The following is a 24,251-nucleotide window of genomic DNA, read 5'->3' as shown; positions in this document are numbered from 1 at the left end:
CGCGCATGCGCGGCGGCGCAACAGAAAATCAAGGAGACTTCATGCAGTTGTACAGCTACTTTCGCAGCTCGGCCGCGTACCGCGTGCGCATCGCCCTGAACCTGAAGGGCTTGCCCTACGAATACCTGCCCGTGCATCTGCTGAAGGACGGCGGCCAGCAACTGTCGGCGGATTACCGCAAGGTGAATCCGACCGCGCTGGTGCCCACGCTGGTCGATGGCGACGCCGTCATCGGCCAGTCGCTGGCCATCATCGAATACCTGGAAGAAACGCATCCCGAAGTGCCGTTGCTGCCGGCGGACGCGGTCGGCCGCGCGCGCGTGCGCGACCTGGCGCTGGGCATTGCCTGCGACACGCATCCCTTGAACAACCTGCGCGTGCTGAAGTACCTGAAGCACACCCTGGGCGTGGACGAGGCGGCCAAGACCGCCTGGTACAAGCACTGGGTGCATCAGGGCCTGGAAGCCCTGGAGGCGCAACTGGCGGGCTCTTCCGCCACCGGCCTCTTCTGCCATGGCGATACGCCCACGATCGCCGACCTGTGCCTGGTGCCTCAGGTGGCGAACGCCCAGCGTTTCGACTGCGACCTGTCGGCCATGCCCAACGTCGTGCGCATCGATGCCGCCTGCCGTGCGTTGCCGGCGTTCGACGCGGCCGCGCCGGGCAAGCAGCCCGACGCGGAGTAGCGCCTATCCGGGTGCGGACCGGCTCAGCCGATCTGCACCGGCACGAAGATCTTGTCTTCGCCGCGCTGCACCAGCAGGGCGACTGTCTTGCCCGCCTTGGACAGCGCGTCCTTCACCTGCGCGACGTTGTGCACCGGCACGCCGTTCAGCGACAGCAGCACGTCTCCCGGTTCGATCCCGGCCTTGGCGGCCGGTCCGATCGAGCGTTCTATCAGCAAGCCCTCGGTGCCCGCCGCCTGCTGCTCCTGCGGACTCAACGGCCGCAGCGCCAGGCCGAGCTGACCGCGCTGCACCTCCTGGTCGCCCGCCGAGGCCTGCGTCTTGTCCTTGGGCACGCCGCCCAGGGTGGCGACCAGCTCCTTCTGCGAGCCGTTGCGCCAGACGTCCAGCTTGATCTTCTCGCCCGGCGTGGCCAGCGTGATGGTGGAGGCCAGGTCGCCCGAGGACACGATGGTCTTGCCGTCGATCTTGCGCACCACGTCGCCGGGCTGCAGGCCGGCCTTGTCGGCGGCGCTGCCTTTCTCCACGCTGGAAACCAGCGCGCCCGAGGGCGTATCCAGCTTGAAGGAGTTGGCCAGGTCCTGGTTCACTTCCTGCACCGTCACGCCCAGCCTGGCGTGCTGCACCTTGCCGTGTTCCAGGATCTGGTCCTTGATCTTGTAGGCCACATCGATCGGGATCGAGAACGACAGGCCCTGGAATCCGCCGGTGCGGCTGTAGATCTGCGAATTGATGCCCACGACTTCGCCGCGGTCGTTGAACAGCGGGCCGCCCGAGTTGCCGGGGTTGACCGCCACGTCCGTCTGGATGAAAGGCACCGAGGTGTCGTCGGGCAGCGAGCGGCCCTTGGCGCTGACGATGCCGGCAGTGGCCGTGTTTTCCAGGCCGTAGGGCGAGCCGATGGCCAGCACCCATTCGCCCACCTGCAGCTGGTTGACGTCGCCCACCTTCACCACCGGCAGGTTCTTGGCGTCGATCTTGAGGACAGCCACGTCGGTCTGGGGATCCGAGCCCAGCACCTTGGCCTTGTATTCGCGGCGGTCGGTCAGCTTGACCGTGACTTCCTTGGCGTCCTGGACCACGTGCGCATTGGTCAGGATGATGCCGTCGGCGCTGACGATGAAGCCGGAGCCTTCGCCGCGCATGGGTACTTCACGCGCAGGCCGCTGGCCGCGCGCGCCGGGAATCTGGCCGAAGAACTGGGCGAAGGGATCGCCTTCGTCGGCCGACACCTTGCGCGTGCCGCTGACGCTGATGTTCACCACGGCCGGGCCGAAGTCGCGCGTGATCTGCGCGAAATTCGGCGGGCTGGACGTGCCCGGCGTTTGGATGGAGGAGGTGATGGCCGGCGCGTTGGCCGCCATCGAAACGCCGCCGGTGAAGGCGGTTGCGCCCGCGCCGCCTATGGCGCCGGCAGCCAGCAGCGCCAGCACCAGGCGCGAGGGTTTCATTTGGGTGGTCTTCATGTCGGCTCCTGCGTTCATGTTGAAGGACATGGCGCTATCTTCGGGCCTGACACTTAGGCGAGCCTTAAGTCGGAAAAACCACCTTCACGCGCAGGCCTGAGCCAGCCGGCGTGTCCTGCAGTTCTATGGCGGCGCCGTGCTGGTCGGCGATGCTGCGCGCGATCGCCAGCCCCAGGCCGCTGCCGTGCTGCGCATTGCCTTCGACGCGGTAAAAGCGGTCGAACACGCGCTCGCGTTCTTCGGGGGCGATACCCGGGCCTTCGTCGTCGATCAGCAGGGCGGCTTCAGCGGAAGTCTGTTCCAGATGGAGGTGGATGCGCTTGTCGGCGGGCGTGTACTTGATCGCGTTGTCGAGCAGATTGCGGACCAGCAGTGTCAGTGCGTCGCGGTGTCCTTGCACCCAGGCTTGCGGCGCGCCGTCCAGATCGATGCCGAGTGACTTGGCGTTGGCCTGGGGCAGCATTTCAGAGAGCGCCTGGCGCAGCACGTCGGCCAGGTCCACGGCTTCGGCGGGCGCCTGTTCCGCCGCGCTTTCGTGGCGCGCCAGGGAGAGCAGTTGCTCCACCAGGCGCGTGGCGCGGTCGATGCCCGCGGCCAGCCGTTGTTCGGCAAGCCGGCGCGCATCCGCATCGCCCGCGCGTTGCAGGGCCTGCAACTGCAGGCGCAGCGCCGTCAGGGGCGAACGCAGTTCGTGCGCCGCATCGCCGACGAACTGTTTCTGCTGCGCGAAGGCGCCGCGCATGCGCTCCAGCAGCAGGTTCAGTTCCAGCACCAGCGGCCGGATCTCATCGGGCAGGCCCTCCACGCTGACGGGCGACAGATCTTCGGGCTGGCGCGCCGCAACCTGGGAGCGCGCGCGCTTCACTGGCCGTAGCGACCAACTGACCACGCACCAGACGATCAGCATGAGCAAGGGGGCTGCTGCGGCGATGGGGGCGATGGTGCGCAGCGCCAGCGCGCGCGCCATGCTGGTGCGCACGGCCATGTCCTGCGCCACCTGGATGACCTGGAAGGGCGTGGCCAGCGAATACACGCGATAGGTGCTGCCCTCCATCTTCGCGTCGGAGAAGCCGAGGATGATCTGGTCCGGCAACGGCCGGCGGGATCGGGAATTGAAGACGCGCACGCCGTCGGGTGTCCAGATCTGGATGATCAGGTCGTCCGCCACGGGCGATCCCGCGCCGCGCGCGTGCGCCGGGCCTGTGCTGAGCAGTCCGTCGCCCGTGCCCAGCGACAGGGCGGTGCGCTGCAGCAGCGAGTCGAAGATATCGTCGGCCTGCGCCAGGGTGCTGCGGTAGGCGATGACGCCTTGCACCAGCGCGCCGACCATGATGGCGGCCAACAGGAAGAAAAGCAGCCTGGCTCTCAGTGAGTAGCTAAGCGGAATGCTCATGTTTTGGGGATGACATAGCCGACGCCTCTGACGTTCTGGATCAGGTTCTGACCCAGCTTCTTGCGCAGGCCATGAATATAAACCTCAACCGCGTTGCTGCTGATGCCGTCTTTCCAGCTGTACAGCTTTTCTTCCAGCTGGGCGCGCGAAAAAATCATGCCCGGGCGCGCGATCAGCGGTTCCAGCACCGCCCATTCGCGCGCGGTCAGCGTGACTGGGGCGCCGTCCACCATGGCGGCGTGCGACTGGGGGTCGATGGTGATGCCCTCGTGCTCGAACACCGGTTCCGCGCGCCCCGCGCTGCGGCGGATCAGGGCGCGCATGCGGGCCAGTAGTTCATCCACGTCGTAGGGTTTGACCACGTAGTCGTCGGCGCCGGCGTCCAGTCCCGCGATCCGGTCGCTCACCGCGTCGCGGGCGGTGGCGATCAGCACCGGCGTGCGGTCCTTGCGCGTGCGCAGATCGCGCAGCAGCGACAGGCCGTCGCGCTTGGGCAGGCCCAGGTCCAGGAGTATGAGGTCGTAGGTATCGGTGCGCAGCGCGAGTTCCGCGGCATTGCCGTCCTTGACCCAGTCTACGGCGTAGTGCTCGGCGCGCAGGCAGTCCAGCACGCTCTCGCCTATCATGAGGTCGTCTTCGACTAGAAGGATGCGCATGGTGATGTCCGCCAGGATGGTCCAGCAGGTTGGACGCATGGCGGCGGGCGGGAGTTCCCGGGCGGAGCGGGGGAAGGGGGGGGCGAACCGGCGCGGAAATGAAAAAAGCAGCCCGAGAGGGCTGCTTTTTGGAATCTGGTGCCGGCAATAGGAGTCGAACCTACGACCTTCGCATTACGAATGCGCTGCTCTACCAACTGAGCTATGCCGGCAAGACCATTTGCTCCGCTTTTCTCTTGTAAGAACCGCAAGCAAAACATCTTTGTTTTTTTCCGGTCCGTCACCCTGTTTATGGGGTCCGATCTGGAAAGACCGAGATCATATCAGAGTTTTTTTGCGATGGGAAACCAAGCAGGCCAAACAGACGAAAAAATCAGCGATTTGCACAGTTCGAATTTTTAGTTCATAATCTCGTTTCTTAGCAGTTCCCCGATAGCTCAGTCGGTAGAGCGACGGACTGTTAATCCGCAGGTCGCTGGTTCGAGCCCAGCTCGGGGAGCCAAAGAATTCAGGGCCATTCACGCAAGTGAATGGCCCTTTTGGTTTTCTCCATCGGAATGGCTTGCATGGAAGGTCGGGTATGGACGACAAGCGCATAGGCGTGACGGTGATCTCCGGTTTCCTGGGCAGCGGCAAGACGTCGCTGCTCAACCGGTTGCTGCGGGATCCGTCGTACGCCGATAGCGTTGTCATCGTCAACGAATACGGCGAGGTGGGCGTCGACCATCACCTGGTGCGCCAGGCCCGCGACAACATCGTCCTGATCGAGGGCGGCTGCCTGTGCTGCGTCGTCAGCGGCGCGGTGGTCGAAGCCTTGCGCGAGTTATTCATGTTGGCGCTCAGCCGCAAGATCAAGCCCTTTCGTCGCGTGATCATCGAAACCAGCGGCTTGGCCGATCCCGCGCCCATCCTGTTCACCCTCAAGCACGACCGCTTCCTCGCCGAGCGCTATGCGTACCGGGGCGCGATCGTCCTGGCGGACGCGCGCGGCGGATCGGACCAATTGGAACGGCAGCCCGAAGCGTTGCGGCAACTGGCCCTGGCGGATGTCGTGGTGTTCAGCAAGCCCGATCTGGCGGACGCGGCGAGTCTGGATCTTCTGGAGCAGGCGGTGGTCGCGATCAATCCAGGGGCGCGGCGCTGCGTGCAATGGCCCGATGCACCGCTTGCGGATCCGCTGCGCGCGGGTCTCGATCTGCAGGCCAGGCGCGATGGCGTCGCTCTGGCGAATTGGTTGCGGCCCTTCGCGCAGCCGCGGAGCGCCGTTCATGGGGATGTGGGCAGTTTCTCGCTGGTACTGGCCGCTCCCGTCGGACGGGCGGCGTTTCTTGCCGGCATGTCGCGGGTCCTGGAGCGCTATGGGCAGGGCTTGCTGCGCGTGAAGGGGCTGGTGTGCTTCGAGGGCGAGGTGCTGCCGTGCGAGGTGCATGGCGTGCATGGCGAGCTCTATCCGATCAATCAGCTGGAGCGATGGCCGGACGAGGAGCGGGCGTCACGGCTGGTCTGCATCTTGCGGGGGCTTGAGGCGGGCGAGGTCCGTGCTGCCCTGAGCGTCGCGCTCGGGCAGCCGACCTCTTGAACGCCTGCGTCTGAACGTCTGGCCCGGTCAGGGTTCGCGGGCGGCGGTCTCGATTATGGTGTCGATGTTGCGCCGAAATACGGTATAACCGGAGCGGTCTGGTGCAAGAATCGAGACAATCATGGATCGTTTGAAAGCCATGCAGGTATTCGTGGAAGTCGCTGACAGGGGCAGCCTGTCGGCGGCGGCGATTCATCTGGACATGTCGCGCGCCATGGTGTCGCGCTATCTCGCGGAAATGGAGCAGTGGGTGGGGGTGCGCCTGCTGCATCGCACGACGCGGCGTCTGAGCCTGACGCCCGCTGGCGCCGAAACGCTGCCGCGCTGTCGGCAGATGCTGGACATGGTGGGGGATCTGCGCAATGCGGTATCGACCCCGGACGATACGCCCCGCGGCCTGCTGCGCATCACCACCAGCATGTCGTTCGGCTCGCGCCATCTGGCCAGCGCCATTACCGACTACGTCAAGCTGCATCCGGGCACCTCGGTCGACCTGATGCTGGTGGATCGCGCCGTCAATCTGGTGGAAGAGCGCGTGGATCTGGCTGTACGCATCACCAACGACCTGGATCCCAACCTGATTGCCCGCAAGCTGGCGGTCTGCCGCTCGGTGGTGTGCGCCTCGCCCGAGTATCTGCAGCGCGAAGGCGTGCCGGCGCGCATCGAAGACCTGTCCTTGCGCAACTGTCTGACCCATTCGTATTTCGGCAAGAGCCTGTGGCGTTTTGAGCGCGATGGCGAGCCGGTGGATGTGCCCGTCAGCGGCAATATCAGCGCGAACGAGGTCTCGGTGTTGGCGCGCGCGGCGCTGGAGGGCGCGGGCATTGCGATGTTGCCGACCTACTATGCCGCGGACGACATCGCATCGGGCCGCCTGCGGGCCATCCTGACCCAAAGCAAGCCCCAGGAGTTGGGCATTTACGGCGTTTATGTCTCGCGTCGCCAGATGCCCCTGATCTTGAGATCCATGCTGGATTTTCTCGTGAGCCGCCTGGAGTCCACGCCGTGGGACAAGCCTGCTCCGTAGTTTTTGCGCCGCGCAAGGCGCCGTGCGGGCTTGAGGGTGGGGTATATGGCGGTATAATGAAACAACTGCTTGAATATGTTGGGCGCGGTCGGCGGATGCCTGCTGTGTGTAGTTAGAAAACATCCAAGAATCGTGGTTGCGGCTCGGGTGAGCCGCGGCATCGCGGAACCGGTTTTTCGCGTGCGCCAGGGGAAACATATCGGGTTTGTGGGGTGCGGCGGTCTGTCCGTGGCACCCGAGCCTCGATGATTCAGGTCCTTGATATCGATTGCCGCGGGAAAGCGGCGCCGGGTTGCCGGCGTGCTCCGCGGGCTGGCTGGCGATTTGTGCCGGCTTTTCCAGAATTTGCTTGAGTGTTTGCTGCGCCAGGCGCGGCAGGCATCCCGCTCAATCCCGATTGGCGCGGTCGTTTCGGCACATGTCCAGGGTACCTCTACCCGGGGCGCATGGCGGTAAACACAGGAATCCCGTGAGAACTACGCAAACCAATGCTGTCTGTTGCTGGCGAGCCGCCGAGGCTGCCGGCGCGGCGGCGGGTGTCTGCGCTGGCGCGCTGCGCGCGCTGGTGCGGTCGGGTTTGCCGGACTCGCTGATTTTTTCCGGCGCCGCAAATGAAAAAGGCCCGGCGAAATCGCCAGGCCTGAATCAATTTGGTTGCGGGGGCAGGATTTGAACCTACGACCTTCGGGTTATGAGCCCGACGAGCTGCCAGACTGCTCCACCCCGCGTCTGAGAAATGAATAGTAGCCTTATTTTCAACCTAGCGCAAGTTAGCCCTTTTTGAATTTGAATGTCGATGAACGATAGCGAGGCAATACTCGTGTTGGAAACCGCGCTGCTTTGCGCGGCGCAGCCGATGCAACTGTCCGATATGCGCAAGCTGTTCGGGGACGATGAACAATTCGACAACAGCGCATTGCGCGCGCTTCTGGAAACGCTGCAGGCCAATTGGGCCGATGGCGGGCTGGAACTGGTGCAGTTGGCCACCGGATGGCGCTTTCAGAGCCGTCCGCGCATGCAGCGCTACCTTGAGCGCCTCAATCCGGAAAAGCCGCCCAAGTACTCGCGCGCCGTGATGGAGACGCTGGCCATCGTGGCCTGGCGCCAACCGGTGACGCGTGGCGACATCGAGGATATCCGCGGCGTCACCGTGTCTTCGCAGATCGTGAAGGCGCTGGAAGACCGCGGTTGGATCGAGGTCATCGGCCACCGCGACGCGCCGGGCCGTCCGGCGCTGTTCGGCACGACACGCCAGTTTCTCGATGACCTGGGCCTGCGCGCCCTGGACGAATTGCCGGCGCTGGAATCCGCGCAGGCCGCTGCGGCGCTCGCCGGGCTGGACCTGGGCGAAGTGCAGCAGGTGCTGGGTGGGGAAGCGCCCGCCGCAGAGGCTGATGCGTCTGCCGAGGGCGCCGAGGCGGCCGATCAAGCCGTTGCCGAGGTCGAGCAGGGTGCCGAAGGTGAGATAAGTGCCGAGGACGGGGCTGGCGGCGAAGCCGAGGCTCGTCCCGAGGGCGAACCTGCGGCCACGGCAGGCGAGCCCGACGCGTCCGAAAGCAGTATTCCGGTTGCGGAATTGTCTGTTTCGGAACAGGATATACCCATCGCTCCCGTCGATAGCGTAGAATCCATGCTTTCGCGCACAGAAGAAGGCGCGGATCCCGCCGACGAATCCACCGTCCGGGAGCAAGCCGAAGGCTTGTCCAATACGTCAGCCACGTCCGGTTTTCCCGACGATACGGCTGACAACGACATTTCCGATATGGCCGCCGATGCCCCAGAAGCCGGCGCTGCAAAGGAAAACGTCGAGAACGCAAAACACGCGGAACCGACCGACCCGATTGACGAGACCGATACCGCGGCGCCTGACGCCGCCGGGCATGAGCCCGCTTCCGGTCTTGCCGATCCTGTTCGGCCTGGCCCGGATGCCGCCTCTCCGGAATCGGACGAGGCAGGCTTCGAGCGGCCCGAGACCGATCGAGAGCCGGCGTCCCCAGATGATGACGAGCCTGCCGCAGGCAGGCCCACCCAAGTTTGAAATTCGGAGCTGTCCCAGTGACAACGAATACAGCAATGCAGGACGACAATCCCCGTTCGGATGATGCCGTTTCCAACGGCCAGCCGGAATCCGCCGCGCGTGAGCCGGCGGCTGAAGGCGAGACGGGAGCCCGCGGCAGGGGCCGCAAGCTGAGAACGCCGTTCCGCCGCCGCCGCGGCGATACCGCCGCCGAGCAGGCGCCGGCCGGCGAGGCGCAGCCCGCGGCGCCCGCCGCCCCTCAGGCCGAGCCGCAGGAATCGCGCGGCACCGAGCAGGAAGCCGAGCAGGCGCTGTCGTACCTGGAAACCGCTGACCGCATGGAGCAGCGTCTGGGCAAGTACCTGAACAGCGATTCGGTCATGCCCAAGCTGCACAAGGTGCTGGCGGACGCCGGCATCGGTTCGCGCCGCGAAATGGAAGAACTGATCGTCGCGGGCCGCGTGTCGGTCAATGGCGAGCCGGCCCATATCGGCCAGCGCGTGGCGCCCAATGACCAGGTGCGCGTCAACGGCAAGCCCATCATGCGCGTCAACACGAAAAAGCCGCCGCGCGTGATCCTGTATCACAAGCCCGCCGGCGAGATCGTCAGCCACGACGACCCGGGTGGCCGCGCAAGCGTTTTTGCCCGTCTGCCCAAGCTGCGCACGGGCAAATGGCTGTCGGTCGGCCGTCTGGACCTGAATACTGAAGGCCTGTTGATCTTCACGACCTCCGGCGACATGGCCAACCGCATCATGCATCCGCGCTACGGCACGGAGCGCGAGTACGCGGTGCGTGTGCTGGGCGAGATGGACGAGGCCCAGCGCCAGTCGCTGGTCGACGGCATCGAGCTGGACGACGGCATGGCTGCCTTCGGCGCCTTGGACTACCTGGGCGGCGACGGCAGCAACCGCTGGTATCGCGTCACGCTGCAGGAAGGCCGCAATCGTGAGGTCCGCCGCATGTTCGAGGCCGTGGGCGTCACGGTCAGCCGGCTGATCCGCACCCGTTTTGGCGACGTGGTCCTGCCGCGTACGTTGCGCCGCGGCCGCTGGGAAGAGCTGGATTCTTCCCTGGTCACGGCCTTGATGGTCCAGTTGGGCCTGGTGCGCGACGACGACGAATCCGGCGGCAACCGCCGCCGCTCCAAGCAGCCGCAATCTCATGACAGCGCGCTGCCCCCGGGTTTCGGCACCATGGACCGCAACGGCATGAACGGCGCGCGCATCGGCCGCCGCGGCAAGCTGCAAGGCGGCCGCTTGGGCAGCGCAGGCCAGGCGGCCGCGTGTCCGTCGGATCCTTTTGGCACGGGCTTGATGATTGCTGGCGGTTACGCCAATGGCCACCCCCTGTCGGGCGAGGGCGCTGGCGGCAACCGCAAGGGCGGCAAGCCTGGCGGCGGCCGTTCCGCAACGGGAACGGGCGGCGGCAAGGCTGGCGGCAAGCAGGGCGGGGGCAAGCCTGGCGGCAAGTCCGGCGGCAAGCCGCGCGGTCCGCGCGCGGCTGCGGCAGGCGGTCAGCCTGGCAATGCCATGTCGGTCGAGGCTGGCGCCGGCAACGTCGCGGAAGCGCCGGCCGGCGGTCGTCGGCCGGCTGGCGGCAAGCCTGCCGGCGCGCGTGGCAATAGCGGTCGCGGCGGCAAGCCGGCAGGCGCTGGTGGCGGGCGTAGCGGCAATAAGTCGGGCGGCGCCGGCGGCAACAAGGGGCCGAACGCTGGCGGCAAGCCGCGCGCACCCCGCAATGCCTCGTCGTCTCCGCGTGGCGATGACTGGCAGCCGCGCGGCGCGTCGGCGCACGAATCCCGTCTCGGTGTGATGGGCGGGCGCGGTCGTCAGGGGCGCTGAAGGTCCGCGGGCGGCGCGCCGGACGCGCCGCCGCGCGGGATATGTCCCGCATAAGCGTAAGCCCGCGACGAATCAGGCGTTTTTCCAGTTTATCTGGTAAAATCAATGGTTTTCATGGCTTCGCGCCGTTGTCTTTTGCGTGCCCGCAAGGAAAAAGCACGCAAATACAGGGGGCGGCGAGAGCCTGGCAGTTTGCATCGGACTTTGCGCCTGGTGCTGCCTGGCCCGGATTGCGGGTTGGGGCGGCGGTCTTAATGGCCTGGGCGGCGCAAGCCAAATTTAGGTCGCAATATAGGGCACTGCCCAGCATTGCTCCTTACGTGCAGTAGGGTGGCGGCTGGGCGCTGTGCAATACGGTGGGCTGGGCGTGCAGCCCATTTTTTTTGAGTATATGGCTGATTTATTCGCATTGACCAAAGAGGCTCTGGCCGGCATGGACGTCGAACTCGTGGACGTCGAGCGTGCCGCCCTGGGCCTTTTGCGCGTCACGATCGATCGGGTCGGCGGTGTGCGCATCGAAGACTGTGAACAGGTGTCCCGCCAGTTGTCGCGGGTGTTCGAAGTCGAGAACGTCGACTACAAACGACTGGAAGTCGGTTCGCCGGGCGTCGACCGCCCGCTGCGCAACGAGGCCGACTTCCGCCGGTTCGCAGGCGAGCGCATCGAAATCAAGCTGCGCGAGGCATTGGACGGCCGCAAGGTCTTTGCCGGCACCCTGACGGTGCCCGAAGACGATGCCGCAGCCTCCGACGCGGCTGCTGGAATGCAAAAGACCGTGTTCGGTCTCGAATTTGAGGCAAAAAAGAACGAAGTCCAGGTGTTGAATTTCACGGTCGACGATATCGAACGTGCAAAACTGGATCCCGTTCTGGATTTCAAGGGCAAAAAGCGATGAGTCGCGAAATTCTTCTGTTGGTCGATGCCTTGGCGCGTGAAAAGAACGTCACGCGCGACGTCGTGTTCGGAGCGCTGGAAAGCGCGCTGGCCTCGGCGATGAAAAAGCGCTTCAAGGATGATGCTGACATCCGTGTCGCCATCGATAGGGACACGGGCGATCACGAAGGCTTCCGCCGCTGGCTGGTCGTGCCCGATGAGGCAGGCCTGCAAGAGCCCGACAAGCAGGAAATGCTGTCGGACGCGCTGGAAATCGTTCCCGGCATCAAGGAAGGCGAGTACATCGAAGAGCCGCTCGAACCCATCGAGTTCGGCCGCATCGGCGCGCAGGCGGCCAAGCAGGCCATTCTGCAGAAGATCCGCGACGCCGAGCGCGAACAGGTGCTGAACGACTTCCTGGACCGTGGCGAAACCATCGTGTCCGGAACGATCAAGCGCATGGACAAGGGCGACGCCATCGTCGAAACCGGCAAGATCGAAGCGCGCCTGCCGCGTTCCGAAATGATCCCGAAGGAAAACCTCCGGGTGGCCGACCGCGTTCGCGCCTTTGTGTTGCGCGTAGACCACGCCGCGCGCGGCCAGCAGGTGATCCTGTCGCGCACCGCACCGGAATTCATCCGCCAGCTGTTCGAGAACGAAGTCCCCGAAATCGAGCAAGGCCTGCTCGAGATCAAAGCCGCGGCCCGCGATGCCGGCGTGCGTGCGAAGATCGCCGTGGTGGCATACGATAAGCGCATCGACCCGATCGGCACCTGCGTGGGCATGCGCGGTTCGCGCGTGACCGCCGTGCGCAACGAGCTGGGCGGCGAACAGGTCGATATCGTGCTGTGGTCAGAAGATCCCGCTCAGTTTGTCATCGGCGCCCTGGCGCCGGCCAACGTCGAGTCCATCGTCGTTGATGAAGACAAGCACGCGATGGACGTCGTGGTGGACGAGGAAAACCTGCCCAAGGCCATCGGCGCCAAGGGTCAGAACGTCCGCCTGGCTTCCGAGCTGACCGGCTGGCAGATCAACATCATGACGCCGGAAGAAAGCCTGAACCGCCAGGAAGTCGAGCGTTCGGGCCTGCGCTCCACGTTCATGAGCAAGCTGGACGTCGACGAGGAAGTCGCTGACATCCTGATCGACGAAGGTTTTACCGGTATCGAGGAAATCGCCTACGTGCCCATGCAGGAACTGCTGGAAATCGAGGCCTTTGACGAAGACACCATCAATGAGTTGCGCGCCCGTGCCCGCAATGCGCTGCTGACCGAGGCGATCGCCCAGGAAGAGCGCCTTGAGACCGCGCAGGATTTGCTCGAACTCGAAGGCATGACGCCCGAGCTGGCTGCCAAGCTGGCTGAGCGCCAAGTGCATACGCGTGATGATCTGGCCGAACTGGCGACGGACGAACTGGCGGAAATCGCCGGTCTGACCGAGCAGGAAGCCAGCGATCTCATCATGCGTGCCCGCGCCCATTGGTTCGACGAGGAATAACCAAAAGGACACGGGTCCGTGGCGGGCGGGATATCCGCCGCCGCGAGTTCACGTTGTTTGTAATAGCTGCATATAGGGAAGAGAGAGCCTAATGTCGAGTAATACCGTCGCGCAGTTCGCTACCGAGCTGAAAATGCCTGCCAATGTGCTGCTGGATCAGCTGCGCTCGGCTGGCGTTGACCTCAAATCGGTCGACGATTCCGTCACCGACAGCGACAAGGCGAAATTGCTCGAATCGCTGCGTCGCGCCCACGGCGCGACCGAAGGCAAGAAGATCACCTTGACGCGCCGCCAGACGTCCGAGATCCGCCAGGCGGATGCCACCGGCCGTTCGCGCACGATTCAAGTCGAAGTGCGCAAGAAGCGCGTGTTCGTCAAGCGTGATCCCTCCGAAATCGCCCTGGAACAGGCCGCGTCCGCGCGTGCCGAAGAGGAAGCAGCCGCCGAAGCGGCGCCGCAGGAAGTGTCGGCGCCCGTCGCGCCCGAGGCTCCCTCTGCTGCCGCTCCTCGCGAGACCGCTCCCGTCCAGGCCGAGGCTGTTGCCCCGGCCAAGGCTGAAGAGCCCGTTGCTGCAGAAGCGCCCGCGCCGGTTGAAGCGCCCGCGCCTGTTGAATCCGTCGCGGCCGAAGCGCCCGCTCCCGTCGAGGCGAAAGCCGCCGAAGTCCAGGCCCAGCCTGAACCCGAACCGACGCCGGCGCCTGCTCCTGCCGAGCCCGTGGCCGAAGAGGCCAAGCCCGAAGTCAAGACTGAATCCACCGAGCCCCAGGCTGAAGAAGCCAAGCCGGAACCCGTTGTGCTAGCCAATAAGTCCGAAACATCTTCCTCCCAGGCCACCGCGCCTGTCGCCCAGGCTCAGCCTGCTGCGAAGTCCGAACCCGTCAAAACCGCCGCGAAGCCCGAGCCCGCCGCGCCCGCCGTCAAGGTTGGCAACCGCGCGGACAACCGCCGCGCCGGCCCGCCTCTCGCGGCTTCCGCCCAGCCGGCGGCCCGCGATGAAGCTCGCCGCAAGGCCGAGGCTGAGGCCGCCGCTCTGCGCGAGATGCTGAACCGTCCGCGCAAGGTGCTGCGCGCTCCCGAACCGGAAGCGCCCGCCGCTGCCGCGCCGATCTCCGGCACGCTGCACAAGCCGGCTGGCAAGCCGGGCGCCGCTCCTGGCGCCAAGAAGGACGCCAAGCCCGCCGCTCCCGGCGCGAAGAAGACCATCAAGACCGCCGAAGTCGCTTCGACCTGGTCCGATGACGCCTCGCGCAAGAAGCCCGCGGACAAGCCGGCAGCCCCGGCCAGCCGCGACGGCTGGCGCGCTGGCGGCAAGGGTGGCGGCAAGGGCGGCCGAGGCGGCCGTAACCAGCAGAACGATCGCCGCAACGAGCCGGCGCCGCAGGAATTCATCGCGCGTGAAGTCCACGTGCCGGAAACCATCAGCGTGGCCGACCTGGCCCACAAGATGTCCGTCAAGGCCGCCGAAGTCATCAAGCAATTGATGAAGCTGGGCCAGATGGTCACCATCAACCAGGTGCTGGACCAGGAAACCGCCATGATCGTGGTCGAGGAACTGGGCCACGTGGCGATCGCCGCCAAGCTGGACGACCCGGAAGCCTTCCTGGACGAAACCGCCAGCGTGTCGGAAGCCGAACAGCTGCCGCGCGCGCCGGTCGTGACCGTCATGGGCCACGTCGACCACGGCAAGACCTCGCTGCTGGACTACATCCGCCGCGCCAAGGTTGCCGCGGGCGAAGCCGGCGGCATTACGCAGCACATCGGCGCCTACCACGTTCAGACCGAACGCGGCATGGTGACCTTCCTTGACACCCCGGGCCACGAGGCGTTTACCGCCATGCGCGCCCGCGGCGCCAAGGCGACCGACATCGTCATCCTGGTCTGCGCGGCCGACGACGGCGTGATGCCGCAGACCCGCGAAGCCATTCACCACGCGAAGGCCGCAGGCGTTCCGATGGTCGTGGCCATGACCAAGATCGACAAGCCCTCCGCCAACCCCGAACGCGTCAAGCAGGAACTGGTTGCCGAGGAAGTGGTGCCGGAAGAATACGGCGGCGACGTGCCGTTCGTGTCCGTGTCGGCCAAGACCGGCGAGGGCATCGACGATCTGCTCGAAAACCTGCTGCTGCAAGCCGAAGTGCTGGAATTGAAGGCTCCCGTCGACGCGCCCGCCAAGGGCCTGGTGATCGAAGCCCGTCTCGACAAGGGCCGCGGCCCGGTCGCGACCATCCTGGTGCAAAGCGGCACCCTGCACCGTGGCGACGTGGTGCTGGCCGGCGCAAGCTTTGGCCGCGTGCGCGCCATGCTGGACGAAAACGGCAAGCCGATCCAGGAAGCCGGTCCGTCGATCCCTGTGGAAATCCAGGGCCTGACCGAAGTGCCGGCCGCTGGCGACGAGCTGATGGTGCTGTCCGACGAGCGCAAGGCGCGCGAAATCGCGCTGTTCCGCCAGGGCAAGTTCCGTGACGTCAAGCTGGCCCGCCAACAGGCCGCCAAGCTCGAGTCCATGTTCGACAACCTGGGCGAGGGCACGCAGACCCTGGCCCTGATCGTGAAGACCGACGTCCAGGGTTCGCAGGAAGCGCTGGTGCAGTCCCTGGTCAAGCTGTCGACCGACGAAGTGCGCGTGCAGGTCGTGCACGCCGCCGTGGGCGGCATCTCGGAAAGCGACATCAACCTGGCCATCGCCTCGAACGCCGTCGTCATCGGCTTCAACGTCCGCGCCGAAGCCAGCGCCAAGAAACTGGCGGAGAACAACGGCATCGACGTGCGCTACTACAACATCATCTACGACGCCGTGGATGAGGTGAAGGCAGCCATGTCGGGCATGTTGGCGCCCGAGAAGAAGGAAGAAGTCATCGGCTTGGTCGAGATCCGCGAGGTTTACAGCATTTCCCGCATCGGCAACATCGCCGGTTGTATGGTGCTGGACGGCCTGGTGCGTCGCGATTCGCAAGTCCGCCTGCTGCGCAACAACGTGGTCCAGTGGACCGGCCAGCTCGATTCGCTGCGCCGCTTCAAGGACGACGTCAAGGAAGTCAAGTCGGGTTTCGACTGCGGCCTTACGCTGCGCGGCAACAACGACATCCAGGTGGGCGACCAGCTGGAAGTCTTTGAAATCAAGGAAATCGCGCGTACGCTGTAAGGCGACCGCGAGGCATTTTTTCCAATGAGCCGTCACAAGTCCAAAGCCATCCCCGGCCGCAATCTGCGGCTGGCCGACCAGATCCAGAAGGATCTGGCCGGGATCATCCAGCGCGAGATCGACACGACCCGCGCTGGACTGATCACGCTCTCCGGTGTGGAACTGTCGACCGATTACGCGCATGCCAAGGTGTATTTCACGGTTCTGGGCGCCGAGCCCGAAGCCGCGACCGCCTTGCTGAACGAAAAAGCCGGTTGGCTGCATTCCCAGCTGTACAAGCTGCTGCACATACACACTGTCCCCACTTTGCGCTTCTTCCACGACGAGCAGATCGCCCGTGGCATCGAAATGTCGATCCTCATCGACCGCGCAAATCGGCCCGGCCCGCACTCGGGCGTGCCCGACGAACCTGAAGACCAGTCCTGATCGGGCTGTCGTCACTGCTTTAAACCGGATTCCGACGATGGCTAAACGACGCGGGCTTACGCTCGACGGTGTGCTGTTGCTCGACAAACCCGTGGGTTTGTCGAGTAACCACGCCCTGCAACGCGCCAAACGCGCCATGGACGCGGCGAAAGCCGGCCACACCGGCACGCTGGATCCCTTTGCCACCGGCCTGCTGGTGTGCTGCATGGGACGCGCAACCAAGATTTCCGGCGCGATGCTCAACGCCGACAAGGCATATCGCGCTACGCTGCAATTTGGCTCCGAAACCGATTCTGGCGACCTGACCGGCAATGTCGTGTCCACCGCCGAGCCGGGCTTTACCGTGGATGAGCAGGCGCTGCGCGACGCGCTGTCACGTTTCTCGGGCACGATCGAGCAGATTCCGCCCATGTATTCGGCGCTCAAGCGCGACGGCAAGCCCTTGTACGAGTACGCGCGCGCCGGCATCGAGCTGGAACGGCCGCCGCGCCAGATCACGATTCACCGCATCGAACTGCTGTCCCTGAACGGGACCGAGGCAGAGATCGATGTGGCATGCAGTAAAGGCACATACATCCGGACGCTGGCCCAGGACATCGGGCGCGTGCTGGGCTGTTACGCCCACCTGACGGCGCTGCGGCGCACGCACGTCGGGCCGTTTTCCCTGGAACGCGCCGTTGCGCTGGATGCCTTGCAGGCCATGCCAGACCCCAAGCAGGCATTGCTTGCATTGAACGAATTGCCGGAGGGCTTGCTGCCCTCCACCCTGACCTTAAAGGACTCGCTATGACTCGCGCCTTGCGCAACGTCGCCATCATCGCCCACGTGGACCACGGTAAAACCACCCTGGTCGACCAGCTGCTGCGCCAATCCGGCACCTTCCGCGAAAACCAGGCGCTGACCGAACGGGTCATGGACTCGAACGACCTGGAAAAAGAACGCGGCATTACGATTCTGGCCAAGAACTGTGCCGTCGAATACGAAGGCACGCACATCAACATCATCGACACCCCGGGACACGCGGACTTCGGCGGCGAAGTCGAGCGCGTGCTGTCCATGGTCGACGGCGTGCTGCTGCTGGTGGATGCGGTTGAAGGCCCCATGCCCCAGACCATCTTCGTGACCCGCAAGGCGCTGGCCCTGGGCCTGAAGCCCATCGTCGTGGTCAACAAGGTCGACCGTCCGGGCGCCCGCACCGATTTCGTCATCAACGCCACCTTCGACCTGTTCGACAAGCTGGGCGCCACCGACGAGCAGCTGGACTTCCCGGTGATCTACGCCTCGGGCCTGTCGGGCTACGCCGGCCTGAATCCTGACGTGCGCGAAGGCAACATGCGTCCGCTGTTCGAAGCCATCCTCGAACACGTGCCGCAGCGCGACGACGATCCCAACGGTCCGCTGCAGATGCAGATCATCTCGCTGGACTACAACAGCTACGTCGGCAAGATCGGCGTGGGCCGCATCAACCGCGGCCGCATGCGTCCCGGCATGGAAGTGGCTTACAAGTTCGGTCCCGAAGGCCAGGGCGGCCGCGGCCGCATCAACCAGGTGCTGAAGTTCCACGGCCTGGAGCGCATCGTCGTGGACGAAGCCGAAGCCGGCGACATCGTGCTGATCAACGGCATCGAAGAACTGGGCATCGGCTGCACGGTGACCGACACCGCCAACCAGGACGTGTTCCCGATGCTGCGCATCGACGAGCCCACCCTGACCATGAACTTCATGGTGAACACCTCGCCGTTGGCCGGCCGCGAAGGCAAGTTCGTGACCAGCCGCCAGCTGCGCGACCGCCTGGACCGCGAACTGAAGTCCAACGTGGCGCTGCGCGTGCGCGACACGGGCGACGACACGGTGTTCGAAGTGTCGGGCCGCGGTGAACTGCACCTGACCATTCTGCTGGAAACGATGCGCCGCGAGGGCTACGAGCTGGCCGTGTCGCGTCCGCGCGTGGTGTTCAAGGATATCGACGGCGTGAAGTGCGAGCCGTTCGAATCGCTGACCGTCGACGTCGAAGACGCCCATCAGGGCGGCGTGATGGAAGAGCTGGGCCGCCGCAAGGGCGACCTGCAGGACATGCAGCCGGACGGCCGCGGCCGTACCCGCCTGGAGTACCTGATCCCGGCCCGCGGCCTGATCGGCTTCCAGAACGAGTTCCTGACGCTGACGCGCGGCACCGGCTTGATGAGCCACATCTTCCATGAATACGCGCCCATCAAGGAAGGCTCGATCGGCGAGCGCCGCAACGGCGTGCTGATCAGCCAGGATCACGGCGACGCCGTGGCCTACGCCCTGTGGAAGCTGCAGGATCGCGGCCGCATGTTCGTGAGCCCGGGCGATGCGCTGTACGAAGGCATGATCATCGGCATCCACAGCCGCGACAACGACCTGGTCGTGAACCCCATCAAGGGCAAGCAGCTGACCAACGTGCGCGCTTCGGGCACCGACGAAGCCGTGCGCCTGGTTCCGCCGATCCAGATGTCGCTGGAGTACGCCGTGGAATTCATCGACGACGACGAACTCGTCGAAATCACGCCCAAGTCGATCCGCCTGCGCAAGCGTTTCCTGCTGGAAAACGAGCGCAAGCGCGCCGCGCGCGAATCCGCCGTCTGATAATTGCGCGCAGCCTTGCTGCGCGTGACATCAAAAAAACGCAGCCCGTGGGCTGCGTTTTTTTTGCCCGGCGACGCGCCGCGCTGTTCCTTATTCGGTCGCACACGTCGCTTCGGGCGTGGCTGGCCTGCCTGAATGAATCCGCATTGGGGGCCGGCATGGCCCGCCTGCGCGCGCCCGGCCTGCCTTCCGCCAACATGCCTGCACAGCCCGCTCTGATGGAACGGCTGAGGGATCTTACGGCCGCGAGGAAAAGCAACGATGCCGTGGGCGCGGTGCTGCGCACCATCTGGGACGGGAACGCCCACCGAGATTTGCAGAGCTAGAACCTCAGTGGCTGGAAGCGGCCGCCGCGCCAGGCAGGCGCTGTACCGCATCCAGCAGCCGGGCGGCGAACTCTTGCGCGGCGCGGCTGCGCGAGGCTTCCTTGCGCCACAGGATGGCCGCGCGGCGGATGGTGGTCGGGTCGGTGAGCGCGATGCTCTTGAGCCCCGATCCGGCCGCGCCCGCCGCATGTTCGGCGGCAATGGTGGCCAGCTCACCTTGCCGGCACAGGTGGATCAGGGCGTCCACCGACTCCATTTCCACCCGCACGTCGGGCATCAGGCCCGCCTGGGCGCAGGCCGCGTCTATCATGCGGCGCGTGGCGAAGCTGCGCGGCAGCAGCGCCAGCGGCACGCCCGCGAGATCGCGCATGCGCAGGCTGCGCCGCGAGGCCAGCGGGTGGTTCTTGCCGACCACCACCTGCAGGCGCTCGTCGAACAGGGGTTGCGCCTCGATTTCTTCGCGCAGCGCCGGATGGAAGGAAATGCCCAGGTCCAACTGGCCGCTGACCAGCAGGTCTTCGATGGGGCCTGCCCGCAGATCGCGCACCTGAATCTGGACCTTGGGAAAGGCCAGGCTGAATCCGGCCACCGCGTCCGGCACGAAATGGGTCAGGAAGGTGGGAATGACGCCTATGGTCAGGGACCCCGCCTGCAGGCCGGCCAGATCCGCCAGGGCCATCTTGCCGGCTTCGATTTCCTGTAGCGCCCGGCTGGCGTGGTCGCGCAGCACCCGGCCCGCCTGCGACAGGCGCAGCCCCCGGCCGATGCGGTCGAACAAGGGCATGCCGAGTTCTTCTTCCAGTTGCCGCAGGCCGTGCGACAGGGTGGATTGCGTGACGTGCAGGGCGTCGGCCGAGCGGGTCAGGTGCTCGGTGTCGGCGACGCTGAGAAAGTAGCGCAACTGGCGCAGTTCCATCGATAGACTCCTGGCGACCAGCCGGTCTTGGCGGTCGATGACCGCAAGTATATTGTTCGATGATATCGAATGATAAATGCAATATAAATCATTGGATGCAAAACCGGCCGAGCCCTAATCTTGCCGCATCACTCACGCAGGGCTTCAGGCTTTATGACATCCGTTTCGACCCCGGCTCCGATCACGGCAGACGACGCCACCTGGCGCATCGAGCGCATCCACGCAAGAATCGTCGACATCCCGACGATCCGGCCGCACAAGTTCTCGTTCGGCGCCATCAACCGGCAAAGCCCGGTGATCGTGCAGCTGTGGCTTGCCAACGGCGCCTACGGTTTTGGCGAGGCGGCCACGATAGGCGGGCCGTCGTGGAACGAGGAATCGCCGGAAACCATCCTGCATGCGATCCAGAATTACCTGGCTCCCGCTGTGACAGGCACCGATGCGCGCAGGTTCGCCGAACACATCAATCGCTTCGATGCCGTCTGCAAGGGCAATGCGTTTGCCAAGAGCGCGGTGGAAATGGCGCTGATCGATGCGGTGGCGCGCAGCCTGAGCGTGCCGGCCTGGCAGTTGCTGGGCGGCAAGCGCATCGAACGCCTGCCGCTGGCCTGGACGCTTGCCAGCGGCGATTCGCAGCGCGATCTGGAGGAGGCCGAGCAGATGATGCAGGCGCGCCGCCATCGCCTGTTCAAGCTCAAGATCGGCGCGCGCAGTCCGGCGGATGACGTGGCGCACGTGACCCGCATCGCGCGCGGCCTGGACGGCCGCGCCGACATGACGGTAGACGTCAACCAGGCCTGGGACGGCAACACGGCGCGCCGCTATCTGCCGCAGCTGGTGGAGGCCGGCGTGACCCTGATCGAACAGCCCGTGGCGAAGTGGGACGTGCAGGCCTTGCGCGAAGCGACGCAGTCGCTGGGTTCGGCCGCGCTGATCATGGCGGACGAAACCGTGTGCTCCGCGCAGGATGCCTACATGCTGGCCTCGCAGCGCGCCTGCCATGTGTTTTCCCTGAAGGTCGCCAAGCATGGCGGGCTGCTGCGCACGCGCGAGGTCGCGGCCGTGGCGCAAGCCGCCGGCATCGGCTGGTACGGCGGCACCATGCTGGAAACCTCGCTGGGAAGCGCGGCGTCGGCGCACGTGTTCGCCACGCTTTCCGACCAGCACCACGGTTGCGAACTGTTCGGCCCGCAGTTGCTGGTCGACGACATCGTCGAGCAGCCCATGGCCGTGCGCGACTTCGAACTCCATCTTCCCGACGGCCCCGGCTTTGGCGTCGTCGTCGACGAAAAACGGCTGGAACGCTTTGACCGCGCAAGGGCTGGCCTGACGCCCGCCACGGTCGACTTCGGCCGCCGCGGCGAGACCGCCGCGACCTGACCCACCACTTTTCCGATCATTCCAAAAAGCAGGAGACGCATCATGGCTGAATATACCCAGCAACAACTACTGGACCTGGTCAACAGCTCCCAGGTCAATCCGGGCAACGACCGCGTCCGGCAGATCACGCAGCGCATCGTGTCGGACCTGTTCCGCGCGATCGACGATCTCGGCATCAAGCCCGACGAATTCTGGGCGGGCGTGGACTGGCTGGCGCGCCTGGGCGCCAGCGGCCAGCTGGGATTGATCACGGCCGGCCTGGGCTTTGACCGCCTGATCGACATCCGCGAGGAAGAAGCCGACGAGGCCGCCGGCCGCGCCGCCGGCACGCCGCGCGCGATCGAGGGGCCGCTCTACATCGCGGGCGCGCCCTTGTCCGACGGCGAGGCCCGTCTGGACGAAGATCCCGCAGCCGGCACGGTGCTGGTGATGGAAGGGCAGGTGCGCGACGTGGACGGCAATCCCGTCGCCGGCGCGCTGGTGGACGTCTGGCATGCCAACGAGCTGGGGCGCTATTCGCACTTCGATCCCGATCAGGCGGACTACCACCTGCGCCGCAAGATCAAGACCGACGCACAAGGCCGCTACCGCTTCCGCAGCTTCATTCCGCCGGGCTACGCGATTCCGCCGAACAGCCCCACGTCCGAACTGTTCGTGGCGCTGGGCCGCCATGGCAACCGGCCGGCCCACATCCACTTCCTGGTCGCCGCCGAAGGCCAGCGCACCTTGACCACGCAGGTCAACATTCCGGGCGACACCTTCCTGGACGATGACTTCGCCTTCGCCACGCGCGACGGCCTGGTGGTCGAACTGCAGCCCAATACGCCGGCCGCCGGATATGAAAGCCTGGGCGTGAACGCGCCGTTCACACGCGTCTGTTTCGACTTTGTGGTGCAGCCGGCGCTGGACGCCGACGAGGCCCGTCCGCAAGCCCGCATGGACCGCGCCACCGCCTGACCGATGCCTGGGCGGCGCCCGCAAGCGGCGCCGCCATTTTTTCCCCAAACCACCTAGAACAACCCGCAGGCGCGAGGCCGGGTTCGGCCGCGCCATGGAGACAACCATCATGACCGCGACTTCCAGTTGGTCGATCCCCTCGCTGATCGACCAGGAACGGCTGGGCGCCTTTCAATGGCGCGTGCTGATCCTGTGCTTTCTGATCGCGCTTTTCGACGGCTTCGATACACAGGCGATCGCCTTTACCGGACCCGCGATCCTGGCCGCTTTCGATTTGAAGGCGGGCGCCCTGGCGCCCATTCTGACCGCCGGCATCGTCGGCATGACGGTGGGTGCGATGACCCTGGGCCTGATCGGCGACCGCATCGGCCGCCGTCCGGCCATCATGCTGGGCCTGGCCCTGTTCGGCCTGTCCACGCTGGCCACGGCCTGGGCCACCGACACCACCCACATCCTGGTGCTGCGCTTCATTGCCGGACTGGGCATGGGCGGCTGCACGCCGGTGCTGCTGGCGCTGGCCGCCGAGTACGGTCCGGCCCGTTTGCGCGGCGCCATCATGACCGGCGTGCTGCTGGGCCTGCCGGCGGGCGCCATGCTGGGCGGCCTGCTGGCCGCCCGCATGCTGCCCGTGATCGGCTGGGAAGGCATCTTCATCGTTGGCGGCCTGGCGCCGCTGGTCCTGCTGGCCGTAGCCTTCGTGATGCTGCCCGAGTCGCTGTACTTCAAGGCCACGCGCCGCGATCCGGAAAGCCAGCGCTATATCGGGCGCGTCCTGTCGGCGATATCGAGCCGCAAGCTGGGCGCGGACACGCAGTTCACCGTGCCGGAGGAATCCGTCGCGCGGGCCGGCGTGGGCGCGCTGTTCTCGGACGGCCACGGCGCCAAGACCGTGGCGATCTGGGCGGTGTACCTGCTGAATTGGGTGGCGTGGTTCATGCTGCTGTCGTGGCTGCCCACGGTGCTGAAGGCCGCGGGCCTGCCCGCCGAGCAGGCGCCCATGGGCACCGTCATCGTCAATGCCGTCTTCATCATCTGCGCGATTCCGCTGTCCTTCGTGCTGCCGCGCGTCAACACCCGGCGGCTGCTGGGCGGCATGTTCGCGCTGGGCATCGCGGTGGCCGTCGGCCTGAGCCAGGCCGGCGACAACTGGACGCTGGTCTTCATCCTGGTTGGCGCGGCCGGCTTCGGCATCGGCGGACAGCAGATCGCGCTGAACTACCTGGTCGTGGGCGCTTATCCGACCGCCTTGCGCGCCACCGCCACCGGCTGGGCCATCGGCATGGGCCGCGCGGGCGCGATCGCGGGTTCGGCAATCGGCGGCAGTTTCCTGGCCTGGGGCGGACCGTCGGGATTCTTCATTGCGCTGGCCATACCCCTGGCGGTCGCGGCTTTGGCGGTGCTGAGCCTCAAGCTCAAGCATGCGCGGCCGGACGGCGCGCTTTCGGCGGCGCATTGA

18 protein-coding genes and 3 tRNA genes are annotated in these 24,251 nt (G+C 65.7%); 15 read left to right on the top strand and 6 right to left on the bottom strand.

Annotated features, from left to right (window positions below):
- The first annotated feature begins 41 nt into the window (after positions 1-41).
- Positions 42-686 carry a maleylacetoacetate isomerase gene (gene maiA / locus NGK62_RS01985; RefSeq protein WP_054450982.1) on the top strand — a complete coding sequence of 215 codons (645 nt, stop codon included), beginning with the start codon at positions 42-44 and terminating at the stop codon, positions 684-686.
- 23 nt (positions 687-709) lie between these two features.
- Here maiA and NGK62_RS01980 read toward each other — a convergent pair whose 3' ends face one another.
- From NGK62_RS01980 to NGK62_RS01965, 4 genes are all read right to left on the bottom strand, one after another.
- On the bottom strand, positions 710-2,152 hold the full coding sequence (locus NGK62_RS01980; protein WP_059379342.1) for a DegQ family serine endoprotease: 1,443 nt from the start codon (positions 2,150-2,152) through the stop codon (positions 710-712).
- Between the two features lie 64 nt (positions 2,153-2,216).
- Positions 2,217-3,545, bottom strand: coding sequence for an ATP-binding protein (locus NGK62_RS01975; RefSeq protein WP_251877238.1), 1,329 nt, complete (start codon positions 3,543-3,545; stop codon positions 2,217-2,219).
- Positions 3,542-4,201, bottom strand: coding sequence for a response regulator (locus NGK62_RS01970; RefSeq protein ID WP_059379341.1), 660 nt, complete (start codon positions 4,199-4,201; stop codon positions 3,542-3,544). Before NGK62_RS01970 ends, NGK62_RS01975 begins: the two co-directional genes overlap by 4 nt.
- Before the next feature lie 136 nt (positions 4,202-4,337).
- Positions 4,338-4,413 (bottom strand) — tRNA-Thr (locus NGK62_RS01965).
- A gap of 214 nt (positions 4,414-4,627) precedes the next feature.
- On the opposite strand from NGK62_RS01965, the gene NGK62_RS01960 reads away from it, so the two are divergent.
- The 3 genes from NGK62_RS01960 (at position 4,628) to NGK62_RS01950 (ending at position 6,807) form a co-directional block, all read left to right on the top strand.
- Positions 4,628-4,703, top strand: a tRNA-Asn gene (locus NGK62_RS01960).
- A 78-nt stretch (positions 4,704-4,781) separates the two neighbouring features.
- Complete coding sequence (locus NGK62_RS01955) at positions 4,782-5,780, top strand: CobW family GTP-binding protein (protein WP_251877235.1); 999 nt, start codon at positions 4,782-4,784, stop codon at positions 5,778-5,780.
- 121 nt (positions 5,781-5,901) lie between these two features.
- A complete protein-coding gene (locus NGK62_RS01950; protein WP_251877233.1) occupies positions 5,902-6,807 on the top strand; it encodes a LysR family transcriptional regulator in 906 nt (301 codons plus the stop codon).
- Between the two features lie 651 nt (positions 6,808-7,458).
- Here the strand turns inward: NGK62_RS01950 and NGK62_RS01945 are convergent.
- A tRNA-Met gene (locus tag NGK62_RS01945) sits at positions 7,459-7,535 on the bottom strand.
- A gap of 62 nt (positions 7,536-7,597) precedes the next feature.
- Here NGK62_RS01945 and scpB point away from each other — a divergent pair.
- The 8 genes from scpB (at position 7,598) to typA (ending at position 19,216) form a co-directional block, all read left to right on the top strand.
- On the top strand, positions 7,598-8,845 hold the full coding sequence (gene scpB / locus NGK62_RS01940; RefSeq protein WP_251877231.1) for an SMC-Scp complex subunit ScpB: 1,248 nt from the start codon (positions 7,598-7,600) through the stop codon (positions 8,843-8,845).
- 35 nt (positions 8,846-8,880) lie between these two features.
- Entirely contained in the window at positions 8,881-10,668 is a 1,788-nt protein-coding gene (locus NGK62_RS01935; RefSeq protein ID WP_251877229.1) for a pseudouridine synthase, read from the top strand.
- Between the two features lie 391 nt (positions 10,669-11,059).
- Positions 11,060-11,563, top strand: a complete 504-nt coding sequence (gene rimP / locus NGK62_RS01930) for a ribosome maturation factor RimP (RefSeq protein ID WP_059379281.1) — start codon at positions 11,060-11,062, stop codon at positions 11,561-11,563.
- Positions 11,560-13,038: a transcription termination factor NusA gene (gene nusA, locus NGK62_RS01925; RefSeq protein ID WP_118934803.1), complete on the top strand. Its 1,479-nt coding sequence runs from the start codon at positions 11,560-11,562 to the stop codon at positions 13,036-13,038. Before rimP ends, nusA begins: the two co-directional genes overlap by 4 nt.
- A 91-nt stretch (positions 13,039-13,129) precedes the next feature.
- Complete coding sequence (gene infB, locus NGK62_RS01920; protein ID WP_118934805.1) at positions 13,130-16,180, top strand: translation initiation factor IF-2; 3,051 nt, start codon at positions 13,130-13,132, stop codon at positions 16,178-16,180.
- Between the two features lie 24 nt (positions 16,181-16,204).
- Positions 16,205-16,606 carry a 30S ribosome-binding factor RbfA gene (gene rbfA / locus NGK62_RS01915; protein WP_006388333.1) on the top strand — a complete coding sequence of 134 codons (402 nt, stop codon included), beginning with the start codon at positions 16,205-16,207 and terminating at the stop codon, positions 16,604-16,606.
- Between the two features lie 37 nt (positions 16,607-16,643).
- Positions 16,644-17,396, top strand: coding sequence for a tRNA pseudouridine(55) synthase TruB (truB, locus tag NGK62_RS01910; protein ID WP_059379278.1), 753 nt, complete (start codon positions 16,644-16,646; stop codon positions 17,394-17,396).
- The gene (typA, locus tag NGK62_RS01905) at positions 17,393-19,216 is read left to right on the top strand and encodes a translational GTPase TypA (protein ID WP_059379277.1); all 1,824 of its coding nucleotides are present in this window, start codon (positions 17,393-17,395) and stop codon (positions 19,214-19,216) included. Before truB ends, typA begins: the two co-directional genes overlap by 4 nt.
- Before the next feature lie 330 nt (positions 19,217-19,546).
- Here typA and cynR read toward each other — a convergent pair whose 3' ends face one another.
- Positions 19,547-20,458, bottom strand: coding sequence for a transcriptional regulator CynR (cynR, locus tag NGK62_RS01900; RefSeq protein ID WP_059379275.1), 912 nt, complete (start codon positions 20,456-20,458; stop codon positions 19,547-19,549).
- Between the two features lie 153 nt (positions 20,459-20,611).
- Here cynR and NGK62_RS01895 point away from each other — a divergent pair, with 153 nt between their 5' ends.
- From NGK62_RS01895 to NGK62_RS01885, 3 genes are all read left to right on the top strand, one after another.
- The gene (locus tag NGK62_RS01895) at positions 20,612-21,838 is read left to right on the top strand and encodes a muconate cycloisomerase family protein (protein ID WP_251877227.1); all 1,227 of its coding nucleotides are present in this window, start codon (positions 20,612-20,614) and stop codon (positions 21,836-21,838) included.
- A gap of 42 nt (positions 21,839-21,880) precedes the next feature.
- Positions 21,881-22,795 (top strand): dioxygenase family protein, encoded by a 915-nt coding sequence (locus NGK62_RS01890; RefSeq protein ID WP_251877225.1) that lies wholly within the window; start codon positions 21,881-21,883, stop codon positions 22,793-22,795.
- Between the two features lie 109 nt (positions 22,796-22,904).
- The gene (locus NGK62_RS01885) at positions 22,905-24,251 is read left to right on the top strand and encodes an MFS transporter (protein WP_251877222.1); all 1,347 of its coding nucleotides are present in this window, start codon (positions 22,905-22,907) and stop codon (positions 24,249-24,251) included.

It is taken from the genome of Achromobacter sp. Marseille-Q4954, assembly GCF_943737025.1.
GTDB classification, from domain to species: domain Bacteria; phylum Pseudomonadota; class Gammaproteobacteria; order Burkholderiales; family Burkholderiaceae_B; genus Achromobacter; species Achromobacter bronchisepticus_A.
Note: the sequence above shows the minus strand (reverse complement) of the source record. Positions and strands in the feature narration are given on the sequence as shown.